Here is a 15,504-nt window from a genome sequence, read left to right on the forward strand (position 1 = left end):
TCGCGCTTACTCCATCTCGCAGTTTGCGGCGTAGTTATCGACGTAATCGTCGAAGACCTGGTCACGGATCGAGGTGCCGTACATGCCGTCATCCCGCTTCACCGCTTCCACCACGTAGAAGTCCTGGATCGGGAACTGGTTCTTGCCGAAGGAGAAGTCGCCGCGCGGGCTGTCGAAATCGGCCTCGGTCAGGGCCGCGCGCAGGGCCGCGCGATCGGTCAGATCGCCGCCCAGCTTCTCAACCGCGCTGTGGATGAGCTGCGCCGCGTCATAGGCCTGCATCGCGTAGGTGCCGGGCACCGCGTCGTATTTCTCGATATAGGCTGACACGAAGGCCTCGTTTGCGGCATTGTCCATGTCGGGCGCCCAGTTGGCACCGCCCAGAAGGCCGACGGCCGCGTCCTGCGTCGCAGGCAGCGTGGTCTCATCGACCGTGAAGGCCGACAGGAACGGAATGCCCGTGAGGCCCGCCTGATCGTATTGCTTCACGAGATTCACACCCATGCCGCCCGGCATGAAGGTGAACAGCGCATCGGGCTGGAAGGCCGCGATCTGCGCAAGCTCGGACGAGAAGTCGAGCTGGCCGAGTTCGGTAAAGACCTCGCCCGCGATGCCGCCCGTGTAGGAATTCTTGAAGCCCGCGAGGCTGTCCTTGCCCGCCTGGTAGTTCGGCGCCATCAGGAAGACGTTCTGGTAGCCTTGGCTTTCCGCATAGGCGCCCATCACCTCGTGGTTCTGGTCGTTCTGATAGGAGGTCACGAAGAAGTTCGGGTTGCACTCCGCACCCGCGAAGTTCGACGTGCCCGCATTGGTCGAGATCAGCACGGTGCCGGTCTCTGTCACCGGACGGTGGATCGCGATCAGGATGTTGGAGAAGATCGGACCGACCACGAAATCGACCGCATCGCGGGCCACAAGCTCTCGGGCGCGGTCGGCGGCGAGGTCGGGACGCAATTCGTCATCGACGACGATGATCTCGGTCTCCATGCCGCCCAGCATCTCGTTCTGCTCGGCAAACAGCATGAAGCCGTTGCGCGCTTGCTCACCAAGGGCCGCAGCGGGGCCAGATAGCGTATAGACGAGGCCGATCTTCAGCACGTCGTCATTGGCAGATGCCGGTGCCTCGGCATGGGCGGCGGCGAAGGCCGTTCCGGTCAAGGCCAGCGTGGCACAGGTCGAGGCAAGAGGTGTTCTCTTCAATGTCATGGTCGTATCTCCCGGTTGATCTGTTGGTGGGCCCCGCCTCTTTGGGCGATGTGCCGGATGAATGTGCATCACGCTGTCAGCGTCGGTCTTTGACCTTTCGTTCCGTGTCAGGCCCGCCCCGCAGAGGAGCCTGTCTGCCCGGGGCGGTCAACGGCAATGATGCAAACATCGACGCCGTCCGACCCTGTCCGGGCCCCATTTCGATCAATCGTTACCCGTGATTCGATTTATTTCAAGCTCAAACCTTTTTTGCTTGAAATAAAAAAATGGCGCGCCTAGCGTTTTGGCATTGGCGGTCCGAGATGGCCCGCCCGCGACGCAAGACCAGAGGCATCATGGACCAGTATGCGGATCTGAAAGACGCCCCGCCCCTCGCCCAGAACGGCGACGCGAAGGAACATCTGCGCCTGTGGTTGCGGCTTCTGAAGACCTCCCGCCGGATCGAGGCGGTGCTGCGCGACCGTCTGCGCACGGAGTTCGACACCACCCTGCCCCGCTTCGACGTGCTGGCGGCGCTCGCCCGGTTCGAGGACGGTTTGAAGATGAGTGCCCTTTCCGAAGTGCTCCGCGTCTCCAACGGCAATGTCACCGGGATCGTGGACCGGCTCGTTGAGGACGGCCTGGTCGCCCGCGTGAAAGTGCCCGGAGATCGCCGGGCCTCGCTCGTCCACCTGACCGACGCGGGCAAGACCGAATTTGCGCGGCAGGCCACGGCGCATGAAGCCTGGATTGCCGAGTTGCTGGGAGAGATTTCCCCCGAAGACGCGGCGCATCTCTCCGCGCAGCTCGATGCCCTATCCGCACCGGAGGCCCCATGAGAACCGACACGACGCATTTCCGCTGCGAGATCGAGGACGGCATCGCCACGCTCCGGCTCGACCGGCCCGACCGCAAGAACCCGCTGACCTTCGACAGCTATGCCGAATTGCGCGACTGGTTCCGCGATCTTGCTGCCGATGACAGCGTGAAGGCGGTGGTCTTTGCGTCCAATGGCGGGAATTTCTGCTCGGGCGGCGATGTGCACGAGATCATCGGCCCGCTCACGAAGATGAACATGAAGGAGCTTCTGGCCTTCACACGCATGACCGGCGATCTGGTTAAGGCGATGATCCATTGCGGCACGCCGATCATTGCCGCCGTGGACGGCATCTGCGTGGGTGCCGGCGCGATCATCGCGATGGCCTCCGACATGCGGCTGGCCTCGCCCGAGGCCAAATGTGCCTTTCTCTTCACGCGCGTGGGGCTTGCGGGCTGCGACATGGGCGCCTGCGCGATGCTGCCCCGGATCATCGGCCAGGGCCGCGCGGCGGAGTTGCTCTATACCGGTCGGTCGATGGGCGCTGACGAGGGCGAGAAATGGGGCTTCTGGAACCGCGTCGTGCCCGCCGATGCGCTCGAGACCGAAGCGCAGGCGCTGGCCGCCAAGATCGCCGCCGGGCCGAATTTCGCGCATATGATGACCAAGACTATGCTCGATCAGGAATGGTCCATGTCGCTCGATCAGGCCATTGAGGCCGAGGCCCAGACCCAGGCGATCTGCATGCAGACCGCCGATTTCACCCGAGCCTATGAGGCCTTCGTGGCCAAGGAAAAGCCGGTGTTTCAGGGCGATTGAATGTCGCACGGGGCCGTGACGTTCGGCCCTGCCTATTCGCAAGACAGGAAGGACGTACCTTGCCCGATCGCAGCTTTCTCGACTGGCCGTTTTTCGAGCCGAGGCATGGCGCGCATGCCACGGCGCTGGACGAGTGGATGTCGGGTTACGGGGCGATTGATCATGCGGCAACGGATGACGCCTGCCGCGATCTGGTGGCCCGATTGGGGGCTGATGGCTGGCTGATGCCCACCGCCGCCGATCCCGCCGATCCCAAGCCGCTGGACGTGCGCACCCTGTGTCTGTCGCGCGAAACGCTGGCGCGCCATGACGGTCTGGCGGATTTCGCCTTCGCGATGCAGGGTCTCGGAACCGGGGCGCTATCGCTGTTCGGCACCGACGATCAGCGCGCCGAATGGCTGCCGCTCACCCGTACGGGCAAGGCCATTTCCGCCTTTGCGCTGACCGAACCGCGCTCGGGCTCGGACGTGGCCAATTCAACCATGACCGCGACCGAGGACGGCAACGCTTACGTACTCGACGGCGAAAAGACCTGGATCTCCAACGGCGGCATCGCCGATGTCTACACGCTTTTCGCCCGCACCGGCGAAGGGCCGGGCGCAAAGGGTCTGTCGGCCTTTGTGGTGCCTGCGGACACGCCCGGACTGGAGATTGCCGAACGGCTCGACACCATCGCGCCGCATCCCCTTGCGACCTTGCGGTTCAGCGGATGCCGCATCCCGAAATTGGCAATGATCGGCGCGCCGGGACAGGGCTTCAAGATCGCCATGTCGGTGCTCGACGTGTTCCGCACCACGGTCGCCGCCGCAGCACTTGGCTTTGCCCGCCGCGCGCTCGACGAGGCGCTCACGCGGGTCACGTCCCGCGAAGTGCAGGGCGAGAAACTGGCAGAGTTGCAGATGGTGCAGGCCCATATCGCCGAGATGGCATTGCGCGTCGATGCCTCGGCGTTGCTGGTCTACCGCGCCGCCTGGACCAAAGATCAGGGTGCCCCGCGCGTCAGCCGGGAAGCCGCGATGGCGAAGCTCTACGCCACGGACGAAGCCCAGAAGGTCATCGATGCCGCGGTGCAATTGCATGGCGGCGATGGCGTCCGCTCCGGCCAGACAGTCGAGCGGCTGTATCGCGAAATCCGCGCACTGCGCATCTATGAGGGCGCCTCGGACGTCCAGAAGGTCATCATCGCGCGCGCCGCCCTGTCGGAGGCCGCGACATGACCGACCCGCGCGCAGAAGGGGCCGAGACCGACTTCTCCGCGCGCATGTCCTATGGCGATTACCTTGGCCTCGACCGATTGCTTGATGCGCAGCGTCCGCTGACCGACGCGCCGGACGAGATGCTATTCATCATCCAGCATCAGACGTCTGAGTTGTGGATGAAGCTGATGTTGACCGAGCTTGACGCCGCTCGGCGTTCCCTCTCCGAGGATCGCACGGGCGAGGCGTTCAAGATGCTCGCCCGGGTGAGCCGCATCATGGAGCAGCTCAACAATGCCTGGGATGTACTGCGCACCATGACGCCGTCGGATTACACGACGTTTCGCGCGCGGCTCGGGCAATCCTCGGGGTTCCAGTCCCTGCAATACAGACTCATCGAGTTCGCGCTCGGCAATCGCAACCGCGCGATGATGGCGGCCCATGCCCATGATGCAGCCGCCGCCGCCGTGCTGGAGACGGAGCTTGCCCGCCCTTCGCTTTATCAGGAAGTGCTGGCTTTCGCAGCGCGTCACGGCATGGCCGTCCCCGAGGGGGCAATCGCCGCGCCTGCCGAGGTTCCGCACGCACCCGACGACCGGATCAGCGCACTTTGGGCGCAGGTCTATCGCGACACGGCCCGGCACTGGACGCTTTACGAGATGGCCGAGAAGCTCGTCGATCTCGAGGATTACTTCCGCCGCTGGCGCTTCAACCACGTTACCACCGTTGAGCGCGTCATCGGCTTCAAACGCGGCACCGGCGGCACGGCGGGTGTGGCGTATCTCAAGAAGATGCTCGCAACCGAGCTCTTCCCCGAACTCTGGCACGTTCGCACCCAACTCTGACCCCGTCCAAACGGGGCGCACCGACAGGGAGCCTTGATATGACACACACTCTGGGGCCCTCGGCCCATACCGACAGCTTCACGCGGGACAACCTGCCGCCTGCAGATCAATGGCCCGAATTCCTGATGGATGGCTTCGATTACCCCGAACGGTTGAATGTGGGCGTCGAGTTGACGGACGCCATGGTCGAACGCGGCTTTGGCGATCACGTCGCGCTGATCGGCAACGGGCGTCAGCGTACCTACAAAGAGCTGTCGGACTGGACCAACAGGCTGGCCCATGCGCTGGTCGAAGATCTGGGCGTGAAGCCCGGCAACCGCGTGTTGATCCGGTCGGCCAACAACCCCGCCATGGTCGCCGCCTGGCTGGCCGCGACGAAGGCGGGTGCGGTCGTCATAAACACCATGCCACTTCTGCGCGCGGGCGAGTTGGGAAAGATCGTCGACAAGGCCGAGGTGCAATTTGCGCTCTGCGACACGCGGCTCATGGACGAGATGGTGACCTGCGCGAAGGACAGCGCGCATCTGCAGAAAGTGGTGGGGTTCGACGGTACCTCGAACCACGATGCAGAGTTGGATCGCCTTGCGCTGACCAAGCCCGTGCAGTTCGACGCAGTGGACACGGGGCGCGATGACGTCGCCCTTTTGGGCTTCACCTCGGGGACCACGGGCAACCCCAAGGCCACGATGCATTTTCACCGCGACATCCTGATCATCGCCGATGGCTATGCCAAGAACGTGCTCAACGTCACGCCGGATGATGTTTTCGTGGGCTCTCCGCCCCTCGCCTTCACCTTCGGTCTGGGTGGTCTCGCGGTCTTCCCGCTGCGCTTCGGGGCGGCGGCAACGCTTCTGGAAAACGCATCGCCTCCGAACATGATCGAGATCATCGAGGAGCATCGGGCGACGGTATGTCTAACCGCGCCCACCGCCTACCGTGTCATGCTGCGTGCGATGGAGGACGGCGCGGATCTGTCCTCCCTGCGGGCTGCGATTTCTGCGGGCGAAACGCTGCCCGCGCCGGTCTATGACGAATGGATCGAGAAAACCGGCAAGCCCATGCTCGACGGGATCGGCGCGACCGAGATGCTGCATATCTTCATCTCGAACCGTTTCGACGATCACCGCCCGGCCTGCACCGGCAAGACGGTGCCCGGCTACGAGGCGAAGGTCATCGGCGAAGACGGCGCGTCGGTACCCCGCGGCACGGTCGGTAGATTGGCCGTACGCGGCCCGACCGGCTGCCGCTATCTCGCGGATGATCGGCAGAAGGAATACGTGGTCGGTGGCTGGAACGTCACCGGCGATGCTTTCGTCATGGACGAAGACGGCTACCTGCATTTTGCCGCGCGCAACGACGACATGATCATCTCATCGGGCTACAACATCGCAGGGCCCGAGGTGGAAGCCGCCCTTCTGTCCCATGAGGCGGTCGCGGAATGCGCCGTGGTGGGCGCGCCCGATCCCGAACGCGGACAGGTCGTCGAGGCGCATGTGGTATTGAGCGAAGGCGCAACCCCCGGCGACGCGCTGGTCAAGGCACTACAGGACCACGTCAAAGCGACCATCGCGCCCTACAAATACCCCCGTCGGGTGCATTTCGTCGATGCGCTGCCCAAAACCGAGACCGGGAAGATCCAGCGGTTCCGCCTGAAAGAGGGGTGAGGCTTCACGCCTCGATCTCGACCCGGCCCTTGGGATTGGAGCAGCAGGCGAGGATATAGCCTGCCTCGATATCTTCCTCCGAGATGCCGCCGTTGTGGACCATGTGCACCTCGCCCGCGCGCTTTTTGACCTTGCAGGTGCCACAGATCCCGAAGGTGCAGCCCGACGGGATACGCAGACCTTTCGCGCGCGAAAGACTGAGGATCGTATCGGTCTCGAAACACTCCACGGTGACACCGGATTTCGCAAAGACCACCTCGGCGCCCGCTGCGTCCTGCGGGGCGAAATCGTCAAACTCGGGCACCTCTTCGGCCAATGCGGCGGGTGCTGCGAAGCTTTCCTGGTGATATCGGTCCATGTCGAAGCCCATGCCGATCAGCGCCTCGCGCACCATCGTCATGAAATCCTCGGGCCCGCAGCAATAGATGTCCCGGTCGAGGTAATCGGGCGCCATCAGGCCCAGCATCAGCTGATTGAGGCGGCCCAGATAGCCAGTCCAGACCTCGTAGGGCTCTTCCTCGGTCACGGCGAAGCTCAGGTGCAGGCCGGGCACGCGGCTGGCCATGTGAATGAGGCGCTGGCGGAAGATCAGGTCGGACGGTCGCCGCGCGCAGGCAATGAGGCGCACATCCGGGTTGTCGCCGAAATCGTAGAGAAACGAGGCCATCGACATCATCGGGGTGATGCCGGAGCCCGCCGAGATCAGCAGGTATTTCGCTTTGGGATCACCGAGGGTGAATTGCCCGGCAGGCCCAAAGGCCTTGAGCCGCATGCCGGGCTTGAGGTGCTCGAACATCCACGCCGTGCCGACGCTGCCCTCCTGCCGCTTGACCGTCACCGACAGCGTCAGCGGACGGGACGGCGTTGACGACAGCGTGTAGGTCCGCTCGATCGGCCCTCCGGGAAGCGGCAATTCAAGCGTGATGAACTGACCCGGCTTGTAGTCGAAGGTCTTCCCCGACGGCGAACGGAAGGCGAAGGTGCGCACGCCCGGCGCTTCCGGCACCACGATGGTGCATTCAAGCGGCTCGTTGTCGGTCCAGTGATCCGCCATGCTCACTCCGCCGCGTAAAGGGCGCGGCCGGTCAGGCGCGCCGTCATCGTCTCGCAATACCAGTCGACGAACTGAGCGACGCCCGATTCCTGCGCCGGGCTGTAGGGGCCGGGCTCATAGGCGGGCGAGTTGATGCCGCGCTGGTTTTCCTCGACGATGGCGCGGTCTTCGTCATTGGTGTGAATCCAGACCGGGGTAAGCCGGTCCAGCGTGTAATCCGTGCCCTCGACCGCATCCTTGTGCACGAACCATTTCGTGGTCACCGCCGTTTCCTGCGGGCCAATCGGCATCATCGAGAACAGCATCACGATATCGCCGAGGAAGTGGTTCCAGCTGTTTGGATAGTGGAAGAACAACAGCGAGCCCGCATCGCGGATCGTCACATCGCCCACCAGCTTCTCGCAGGACGGCCCGCCATCCAGCGTGTAGCTGACCGCGTCACCCAGAAGCGGCACACGGACGAAGCGCCATTGTTCATTGGGCGCGATCCGGAAGGACGACGGCAGGCCCGCCGCCTCGCACTTCTTCAGATGGGCGGCGATGACGGGATCGTCCTTGCCCGAGCCATCGCCCGCAATGTTCGGATTGTCGTCGAAGCTGACGCAAAGCGAGGGATGCGAGCCCGAGCAATGGTAGCATTCGCGGTTGTTTTCCATCACGAGCTTCCAGTTCGCTTGCTCGATGATCGTGGTCTCATGGGCGAGTTTGCAGTCCGACAGCTTGTGCGGCCCGGCATAGTGCTGCGCCGCCTCGGCCAGCGCATCGAAGGCAGGTGCCTCATCGGCAAGCGACAGGAAAAGGATGCCCGCCGCCTCGCGGCAATGCACGGGCTTCAGCCCATGCTGCGAGGGGTCGAAATCGGGGCCCATATCGCGGGCCCATTGCAGACGACCATCGAGATCGTAGGTCCATTGATGATAGGGGCAGACAAGCTTCGGCGCCGATCCCTTAGCCGTCTGGCAGATGCGCGATCCGCGGTGGCGGCAGGAATTGTGGAAGGCCCGCACCTGCCCGTCCGTGCCGCGCACGACGATCACCGAATACTCGCCGATCTGGACGGTCATGTGATTGCCGGCCTTCGGGATCTCGGCCACCGAGCCCACGAGCAGCCAGTCGCGATACCAGATCCGCTCCATATCGACGGTATACATGTCCGCGTCGCGATAAAGCGCGCGGGGCAGCGTGTGGCCGGGCTTCCGGCGCATCAGGTGTTCGAGCATATCGGATTGGGCGCTCATGGCTCAGATATCCTTAACGAGACGCAGGGCGTCGTAGATGGCGGCATGGGTATTGCGGGCAGAGACGGCATCGCCGATCCGGTAGAGCGCGAAGGCCCCGTTCGGATTGCGGGTCTGCGGTTGCGGGCGGCCCTCGATCAGAGCCTCCTGATCGACCGCGCCGTGATTGGTGGAGTGAGGTTTCAGATCGAAATAGAGATCGGCCATAGGCAGTGTGCCGTGGTTCACCACGACTTGGTCGAAGTCCCGCGTTTCGACATGGTCGGAGTAATCCGTGCCGATATGGGCGGTCAGCATGTTCCCGGTCCGGGTCACATCCTTGAGGCGATACGTGACGGTGAAGCGGGTATCGAGCGCCTGCATCGACCGCATGTAAGGCACGAGGTTCATGGCCATCACGTCGGGCGCGAAACAGCGATCGGGGGTCATGATCTCCACATGCGCGCCGGTCCTGGCGATGATTTCGGCAGCCTGGAGGCCCGCGTGATCGCCCGCATCGTCATAGACCAGAGCGCGGGCACCGGGCTTCACATCGCCCGCGATGATGTCCCAGGAGGACACGACCAGATCGTTGCCTGTCGCGCAGACCTCCGTATGCGGCAGGCCGCCGGTGGCAACGATCACGATATCCGGAGACAGAGCCTGCACATCCTCGGCCTCGGCATAGGTGTTGAAGCGGAATTCCACGTCGCGAGCGGCGCATTGGGACATGCGCCAGTCGATGATCGAGATCATCTCGCGCCGCCGCTCCGATTGCGCAGTCAGCCGGATCTGCCCGCCGGGATTGGGTTGCACTTCGAAGACGGTGACGGCGTGACCGCGCTCAGCGGCGACGCGCGCGGCCTCGAGCCCCGCAGGGCCGGCCCCAACGATGGCGACCTTCTTCGTCTCGGCGGCAGGCGGCACCACATGCGGCATGGTCAGTTCGCGCCCGGTTGCGGCGTTGTGGATGCACAGCGCATCGCCCGCCGCATAGATCCGGTCGAGGCAATAAGTGGCGCCGACGCAAGGACGGATATCGTCCTCGCGGCCCTCGACGATTTTCTGCACGATCATCGGGTCGGCCATATGCGCCCGGGTCATGCCGACCATGTCCAGAAGCCCGGCGCTGACCGCATGACGCGCAGTCGCCACGTCGGGGATCTTGGCGGCGTGGAAGGTGGGCATGCCGGTCTCGGCCCGGATCGTGCCCGCGAAGTCGATGAAGGGCGCGTTCTTCATGCCCTGCACCGGGATCACGTCCGTGAGGCCCGGATCGGTGTCGATATGGCCCTTGATGACATTCAGAAAGTCGACCTTGCCGCTATCCGCGAGCCTGCGCGAAATCTCGAGCCCTTCCTCAACGCCAATTCCGCCATCGAGCCGTTCGTCGGCGGTGTAGCGAATGCCCACGATGAAATCCTCGCCCACCCGCGCGCGCACGGCATCGAGCACATCCCAGGTGAAGCGCAGCCGGTTGTCGAGATCGGGTCCGCCGTAAGGCCCGTCGAGGGCGTTGGTCAGCGGTGACCAGAACTGATCCATCAGGTGGCCGTAGGCCTGCAACTCGATCCCGTCCATGCCGCCGACTTTCATCCGCTCGGCGGCGTCGGCGTAGTCCTGGATGATCCGCTCGATATCCCAATCCTCGAGCATCTTCGGAAAGGCCCGATGCGCCGCTTCGCGTTCGTGGCCGGGCGAGACGGCGGGCAGCCAGTCGCCCTTGGCCCAATGGGTGCGGCGGCCCAGATGCGTCAGCTGGATCATCACCGCGCAACCATGTTCATGACAGGCATCGGTCAGGCGCCGGATCCACGGCACGACCTCGTCCTTGTAGGCCAGGATATTGTTGAAGACTGGCGGCGAGTTGCGCGACACCGCGGCCGATCCGGCCGTCATGGCAAGCGCCACGCCCGCCTTCGCGCGGGTCTCGTGATAGGCGCGGTAGCGGTCCTTGGGCATGCCGTCTTCGGGATAAGCGGGCTCATGCGCGGTGGTCATGATGCGGTTGCGCAAGGTGAGATGCTTGAGCTGATAGGGCTGCAACAGGGGATCGTTGCGCATGGGCAGGCTTTCGCGGCTCGGGGCGCATGTCGCAACATACACCATGTGTCTTTCCGTAAGCCTTGGCTGAAGCCGCCCCCTGCCGCGTGCCGCAAGGCGACACGGGCTGACCTTTTTGCGACCGAAAAGAGCCGTGAACTTACCCGTGATCGCAGGGCTCTGGTCCTTTTGCCCTTGTCGCTATAGGTCAGGTGGTGAGTGTCACAAAACGCAGACACGAAAAGATTTCGGGGAGTTCGGACCTGCATCATGGCGGCCGAGGCGACAAACCATACCCCGCCCGATGCCGCAGAGATCGAAGATCTGATTGCCTGCCCGCATTGCGACGCGCTTTACGTGGCCACCATGCCGGCCCATGGCGGGCGCGCCGTCTGCGCCTATTGCCATACCGTGCTGATCGCGCCGAAACGCCAGGCGGGCAAGAAGATCATCGCGTTGACACTGGCGGTGATGATCCTCGTCGTGGCGGCGTTGTTCTTCCCGTTCCTCGATATCAATGCCAGCGGCTTCGGCAATTCGACCTCGATCCTCGATGCGGCCTCGAGTTTCCGGTCGGGATACATGGTCTTTTTGTCCTTCCTCGTTGCCGCGTCGATCATCTTCGTGCCGCTCTTGCGCACCTGCCTCATTCTCTACGTGCTGGTCCCCATTGTGCGCGACCGCCCTGCCCTGCCCCATGCTCGCCGCGCCTTTCGCTGGAGCCAGGACCTCAAGCCCTGGGCGATGGCCGAAATCTTCGCCATCGGCTGTGCGGTGGCCTTGGTCAAAGTGGCCGACCTGGCACAAATCGGGTTCGGCCCTGCCTTCTGGATGTTCAGCGCCCTCGTGGTTCTGGTGCTGATAAACGACAACTTTCTGTGTACATGGTCCGTATGGAAATCGCTCGAGCTGGAAGAAGACTGACCGCGCGCGAAGCGGGCCTTGTCGCCTGCCAACGCTGCGCGCGGGTCTGGCCGATGGGTCAGGCGCGCTGCGGGCGCTGCGGCAACAAGCTCGTCTCCCGCGATACGAAGAGCCTGCAGAAGGTCTGGGCCTGGTGGATCGCGGGTGTGACCGCCTACATCCCGGCAAACCTTTACCCGATGTTGGTCACCAATACGCTCGTCTCCCGCTCCGAAAGCACGATTGTCGGGGGCGCGGTCGAGATCGCGAAATACGGCAGCTACGGCGTCGCCGCGATCATCCTGATCGCCAGCGTGCTGATCCCCGTGGGTAAGTTCCTGGCCATCGCCTTTCTCGCCCTGTCCTCGGCGCGCGGCACGCGCGTTTCACCCGGCAGACGCACGCATCTGTACGAGATCGTGGAATTCATCGGCCGCTGGTCGATGATCGACGTCTTCGTCGTGGCGATCCTGTCCTCGCTTGTGCAATTGTCCGTCGTGGCCTCGATCCGGCCAGGTCCGGCCGCGCTGACCTTTGCTTTGTCCGTCATTTTCACCATGTTGTCCGCTCAGGCCTTCGATCCCCGCCTCATCTGGGACGCCGAGCGCCGCTTGCCCAACGGAAAGACCCCCTGATCCATGTCCGATACGTCCCGTTCGCCTGAAGCCGTCCCCGTCGAGGAGGGCAAGCCGTCCCTCTGGGAGCGCGTGTCGATCATCTGGCTGGTGCCGATCCTCGCGCTGGTCGTGGCCCTTGGTGCGGCCTGGAACAACTACAACAATCAGGGACCGCTGGTTCAGATCACCTTCGACAATGCCGCGGGCGTCAAGGCGGGCGAGACGGTCCTGCGCTACCGCGACATCCGCGTGGGTCTCGTGGAGGAAGTGGGCTTCACCAACGATCTGGAGAAGGTGGAAGTCGCCGTGCGCCTCGAGAAGGAGCTCGCGGATTACATCGATTCCGAGGCGCGCTTCTGGGTCGTGCGCCCCGAAGTCAGCGCACAGGGGGTCACGGGGCTCGATACCGTTCTGTCCGGCGTCTATATCCAGGGCGTCTGGGACAGCACGCCCGGTGGGTTCACCGACAGCTTCGTGGGTCTCTCCACGGCGCCGCTACTGGGTGCGGACCAGGAAGGCATCGAGTTCACGATCCGCTCGCCCGACAGCCTGCCCGCCGCAAACACACCGATTGTCTACAAGGGCGTTCAGGTGGGCCAGGTCGCCAGCGCCGAGATCGACGATGGCGGCACCGGCGTCTCTGCGCGGGCGGTGATCTACGAGCCCTATACAGAGCTTGTCAGTTCGAGCACGCGGTTCTGGGATGTTTCGGGCTTCTCCTTCTCGCTCGGCGCCTCGGGCGCGCGGCTCAACTTTGACAGCTTCGCCTCGCTCATCACCGGCGGCATCACCTTCGAGACGATGGGATCGGGCGGTACGGAAATGGTGCAGGACGCCGTCTTCCAGCTATTCCCGAACGAAGACGCGGCCCGGGACGATTTCCTTGTCGAGGGCGATGGCGAAAGCGTCACGCTGACCATGATCTTCGAGCAGAACCTCTCGGGCCTCAGCGCCGGCGCGCCGGTTGAACTGGGCGGGCTGCGCGTGGGCGAGGTCGCGTCGCTCACGGGCTTCGTCGATCCCGACCGCTTCGGTGATGACGGCGTGCGGCTTCTGACGACGGTGCGGATCAATCCCGGCCGGATCGGGCTTGGCGATGGCGCCGATGAAGAGGATCTGCTGGACTATCTCGAGCGGCGCATCGCGGACGGCATGCGTGCGCAGCTGACCAATGCGTCGCTTCTGACGGGTGGCCTCAAGGTCGTGCTGACCGAGGTGCCGGGCGCGCCCGAGGCGGCCTTGGACCGCGATGGCGATCCCTATCCGATCGTCCCCACGACCGAAGCCGATATCACCGATGTGGCCACCTCAGCGCAGGGCGTGTTGCAACGCGTGAACGATCTTCCCATCGAGGAAGTCATGCAATCGGCAATCGGTTTCCTCGACAATGCCACGGCGTTGATCGGGAGCCAGGCACTACAGGACGCGCCGGAGGAGTTGCGCGGCATTCTCGCCTCGGTCCGTGGCCTGACCGAGGGAGACGAGGTACAGGGCATCCCCGGCCAGGTGTCGGACATGCTGTCGGATCTGCAGGAAATCTCGGGCTCGCTGAACACGATCCTCGCCGAGCTTGAGCGGCAGGGACTGACCGATACGCTGACCGGCGCGCTTGAGCGCGTGGGCGAAGCCGCTGACGGTCTGCCGGGCCTTGTCGCGCGGGTCGACACGATCCTCGAAGAGGCCGAGAACGTGCCGCTTGGCGATCTGTCGGATGAAATCTCCGCGCTGATCACGTCGGCGGAAGCGATCATCGCCAGCCCCGAGGCGCAGCAAATTCCGGGCGAAGTCACCGTCGCCCTGAACGAGTTGCAATCGATCCTGGCATCCGTAAACGCGGTTGCAGGCAGCGAGGATACGCAAGGCCTGCCGAACCAGGTCGCGAATGTTCTGTCCGATCTCGAGGAGATCTCCGGCTCGCTCAACACAATGGTATCCGAGATCGAGCGGCAGGACGTGGTCACACAGATCACCGATGCGGTCGCGAGTGTCGAAGAGGCGGCGAACGGTCTGCCCGGTATCGTCGATCAGGCGGATGCGATCCTGCGCGATGCGGGCGAGGTCCCGCTTAAAACGCTGGCCAACCGCACGTCCGACCTGCTCGCCTCTGCGGAAGCGCTCATCAACCAGCCCTCGACGCGCGAACTGCCCGAGGAGCTGAACGGCGCGCTGGAGCAACTGACCCTGACGCTCGAGGAGTTGCGCGCAGGCGGGATCGTGGACAACGCGAATGCCACGCTGGCCTCCGCGCGCGATGCGGCTTCGGCCATCGAGGAGGCCACCCAGCTTCTGCCGGGGATCGCCACGCAGCTTCGCGTGGTCGCAAATCAGGCGGCCAGCACGCTCAGCGCGTATGGCCGGGACGCCGAGTTCACGCGCGAAACGCAGGGTGCCATCCGCCAGATCGAGGCGGCGGCGCAGGCCATCGAGCGGCTCGCACGCACCATCGAACGCAATCCGAATTCGCTAATTCTGGGACGGTAAGACCAATGATGACACAAATGTTCGGCCGGATCGCGGCCCTGGGCCTCGTGGCCACACTGGCCGCCTGCGGCACTGAAACGCGGTTCTCGTCGCCGGTCATTCCGCCCGAGGCGCGCGTGACGTCGAGCTTCCCCAGCCTTGAGGTCGCGGAGGTCACGCTTCCGAGCTACGCCTCCGCCGAGGATATCTACATCCGCGACGAGGCCGGTGCGATCTCGCCCGCGGGTCCGCTTTGGGCCGATCTGCCCGCGCGGTCGATCACGCTGCAGCTGTCGCGCGATCTGGGCACGATCACCAACGCCACCGTGGCGCCGGAGCCATGGCCCTTCCGGCCCTTCCCCGCCGCGACGGTCGATGTGCGGATCGAGGAATTGCTCGCCACGGCCGAAGGCGTCTTCCTTTTGTCGGGGCAGTATTTCATCGCGCCCGAAGCAGGCGGTCGGGCATCGTCGGGCCAGTTTGCCATCGAGGAAGCCATTATCGGCGACCCGGGCTCTGCCGCAGCCATTGCAATCGCGCGCGGACGGGCCGTGTCGCGCCTTGCGGAGCAGATCGCGCGCGAAGGGCTCTGAAACATATCATCCCGAGGCTTCACGTTCGCGTAGAGGCAATGGACGCCTCGACGGTCGGGGGGCATGAATGGCGCGACAGTCCCAACAAGGC

13 protein-coding genes are annotated in these 15,504 nt (G+C 64.2%); 9 read left to right on the top strand and 4 right to left on the bottom strand.

What is annotated here, in order from left to right:
• Window positions 1-6: 6 nt before the first annotated feature.
• Window positions 7-1,206 (bottom strand): ABC transporter substrate-binding protein, encoded by a 1,200-nt coding sequence (locus FIV09_RS18980; protein ID WP_152453045.1) that lies wholly within the window; start codon window positions 1,204-1,206, stop codon window positions 7-9.
• A gap of 335 nt (window positions 1,207-1,541) precedes the next feature.
• On the opposite strand from FIV09_RS18980, the gene FIV09_RS18985 reads away from it, so the two are divergent.
• From FIV09_RS18985 to FIV09_RS19005, 5 genes are read left to right on the top strand one after another with little or no spacing between them, the layout of a single operon-like run.
• Window positions 1,542-2,024, top strand: a complete 483-nt coding sequence (locus tag FIV09_RS18985; RefSeq protein ID WP_152453163.1) for a MarR family winged helix-turn-helix transcriptional regulator — start codon at window positions 1,542-1,544, stop codon at window positions 2,022-2,024.
• Complete coding sequence (locus FIV09_RS18990) at window positions 2,021-2,821, top strand: enoyl-CoA hydratase family protein (protein WP_152453047.1); 801 nt, start codon at window positions 2,021-2,023, stop codon at window positions 2,819-2,821. Before FIV09_RS18985 ends, FIV09_RS18990 begins: the two co-directional genes overlap by 4 nt.
• A 59-nt stretch (window positions 2,822-2,880) precedes the next feature.
• A complete protein-coding gene (locus tag FIV09_RS18995) occupies window positions 2,881-4,038 on the top strand; it encodes an acyl-CoA dehydrogenase family protein (RefSeq protein ID WP_152453049.1) in 1,158 nt (385 codons plus the stop codon).
• On the top strand, window positions 4,035-4,862 hold the full coding sequence (gene kynA, locus FIV09_RS19000) for a tryptophan 2,3-dioxygenase (protein ID WP_152453051.1): 828 nt from the start codon (window positions 4,035-4,037) through the stop codon (window positions 4,860-4,862). The genes FIV09_RS18995 and kynA overlap by 4 nt, the downstream gene beginning before the upstream one ends.
• A gap of 38 nt (window positions 4,863-4,900) precedes the next feature.
• Entirely contained in the window at window positions 4,901-6,526 is a 1,626-nt protein-coding gene (locus FIV09_RS19005) for an AMP-binding protein (protein ID WP_152453053.1), read from the top strand.
• A 4-nt stretch (window positions 6,527-6,530) separates the two neighbouring features.
• On the opposite strand, the gene FIV09_RS19010 is transcribed toward FIV09_RS19005, so the two are convergent.
• The 3 genes from FIV09_RS19010 to FIV09_RS19020 are packed head-to-tail and all read right to left on the bottom strand — an operon-like array spanning window position 6,531 to window position 10,861.
• Window positions 6,531-7,580, bottom strand: a complete 1,050-nt coding sequence (locus FIV09_RS19010; protein WP_152453055.1) for a hybrid-cluster NAD(P)-dependent oxidoreductase — start codon at window positions 7,578-7,580, stop codon at window positions 6,531-6,533.
• Between the two features lie 2 nt (window positions 7,581-7,582).
• Entirely contained in the window at window positions 7,583-8,818 is a 1,236-nt protein-coding gene (locus tag FIV09_RS19015; RefSeq protein ID WP_152453057.1) for an aromatic ring-hydroxylating dioxygenase subunit alpha, read from the bottom strand.
• 3 nt (window positions 8,819-8,821) lie between these two features.
• Window positions 8,822-10,861 carry an NADH:flavin oxidoreductase gene (locus FIV09_RS19020; RefSeq protein ID WP_152453059.1) on the bottom strand — a complete coding sequence of 680 codons (2,040 nt, stop codon included), beginning with the start codon at window positions 10,859-10,861 and terminating at the stop codon, window positions 8,822-8,824.
• Between the two features lie 249 nt (window positions 10,862-11,110).
• Here FIV09_RS19020 and FIV09_RS19025 point away from each other — a divergent pair, with 249 nt between their 5' ends.
• Genes FIV09_RS19025 through FIV09_RS19040 form a run of 4 tightly spaced genes read left to right on the top strand, consistent with a single transcriptional unit; the run spans window position 11,111 to window position 15,413 of the window.
• Complete coding sequence (locus tag FIV09_RS19025) at window positions 11,111-11,764, top strand: paraquat-inducible protein A (RefSeq protein WP_152453061.1); 654 nt, start codon at window positions 11,111-11,113, stop codon at window positions 11,762-11,764.
• Window positions 11,725-12,378, top strand: coding sequence for a paraquat-inducible protein A (locus FIV09_RS19030; protein WP_152453063.1), 654 nt, complete (start codon window positions 11,725-11,727; stop codon window positions 12,376-12,378). Before FIV09_RS19025 ends, FIV09_RS19030 begins: the two co-directional genes overlap by 40 nt.
• 3 nt (window positions 12,379-12,381) lie before the next feature.
• The gene (locus FIV09_RS19035) at window positions 12,382-14,841 is read left to right on the top strand and encodes an MlaD family protein (RefSeq protein ID WP_152453065.1); all 2,460 of its coding nucleotides are present in this window, start codon (window positions 12,382-12,384) and stop codon (window positions 14,839-14,841) included.
• A 5-nt stretch (window positions 14,842-14,846) separates the two neighbouring features.
• The gene (locus tag FIV09_RS19040) at window positions 14,847-15,413 is read left to right on the top strand and encodes a membrane integrity-associated transporter subunit PqiC (RefSeq protein ID WP_254702370.1); all 567 of its coding nucleotides are present in this window, start codon (window positions 14,847-14,849) and stop codon (window positions 15,411-15,413) included.
• The last annotated feature ends 91 nt before the right edge of the window (window positions 15,414-15,504 follow it).

This window comes from Roseivivax sp. THAF197b (assembly GCF_009363255.1).
Classification (GTDB): domain Bacteria; phylum Pseudomonadota; class Alphaproteobacteria; order Rhodobacterales; family Rhodobacteraceae; genus Roseivivax.

Coding starts and splice junctions, on each gene's coding strand:
- FIV09_RS19015 (WP_152453057.1), bottom strand. CDS start 8,818: ATGAGCGCCCAATCCGATATGCTCGAACACCTGATGCGCCGGAAGCCC.
- FIV09_RS19005 (WP_152453053.1), top strand. CDS start 4,901: ATGACACACACTCTGGGGCCCTCGGCCCATACCGACAGCTTCACGCGG.
- FIV09_RS19025 (WP_152453061.1), top strand. CDS start 11,111: ATGGCGGCCGAGGCGACAAACCATACCCCGCCCGATGCCGCAGAGATC.
- FIV09_RS18990 (WP_152453047.1), top strand. CDS start 2,021: ATGAGAACCGACACGACGCATTTCCGCTGCGAGATCGAGGACGGCATC.
- FIV09_RS19020 (WP_152453059.1), bottom strand. CDS start 10,861: ATGCGCAACGATCCCCTGTTGCAGCCCTATCAGCTCAAGCATCTCACC.
- FIV09_RS19030 (WP_152453063.1), top strand. CDS start 11,725: ATGGTCCGTATGGAAATCGCTCGAGCTGGAAGAAGACTGACCGCGCGC.
- FIV09_RS19010 (WP_152453055.1), bottom strand. CDS start 7,580: ATGGCGGATCACTGGACCGACAACGAGCCGCTTGAATGCACCATCGTG.
- FIV09_RS19040 (WP_254702370.1), top strand. CDS start 14,847: ATGATGACACAAATGTTCGGCCGGATCGCGGCCCTGGGCCTCGTGGCC.
- kynA (WP_152453051.1), top strand. CDS start 4,035: ATGACCGACCCGCGCGCAGAAGGGGCCGAGACCGACTTCTCCGCGCGC.
- FIV09_RS18980 (WP_152453045.1), bottom strand. CDS start 1,206: ATGACATTGAAGAGAACACCTCTTGCCTCGACCTGTGCCACGCTGGCC.
- FIV09_RS19035 (WP_152453065.1), top strand. CDS start 12,382: ATGTCCGATACGTCCCGTTCGCCTGAAGCCGTCCCCGTCGAGGAGGGC.
- FIV09_RS18985 (WP_152453163.1), top strand. CDS start 1,542: ATGGACCAGTATGCGGATCTGAAAGACGCCCCGCCCCTCGCCCAGAAC.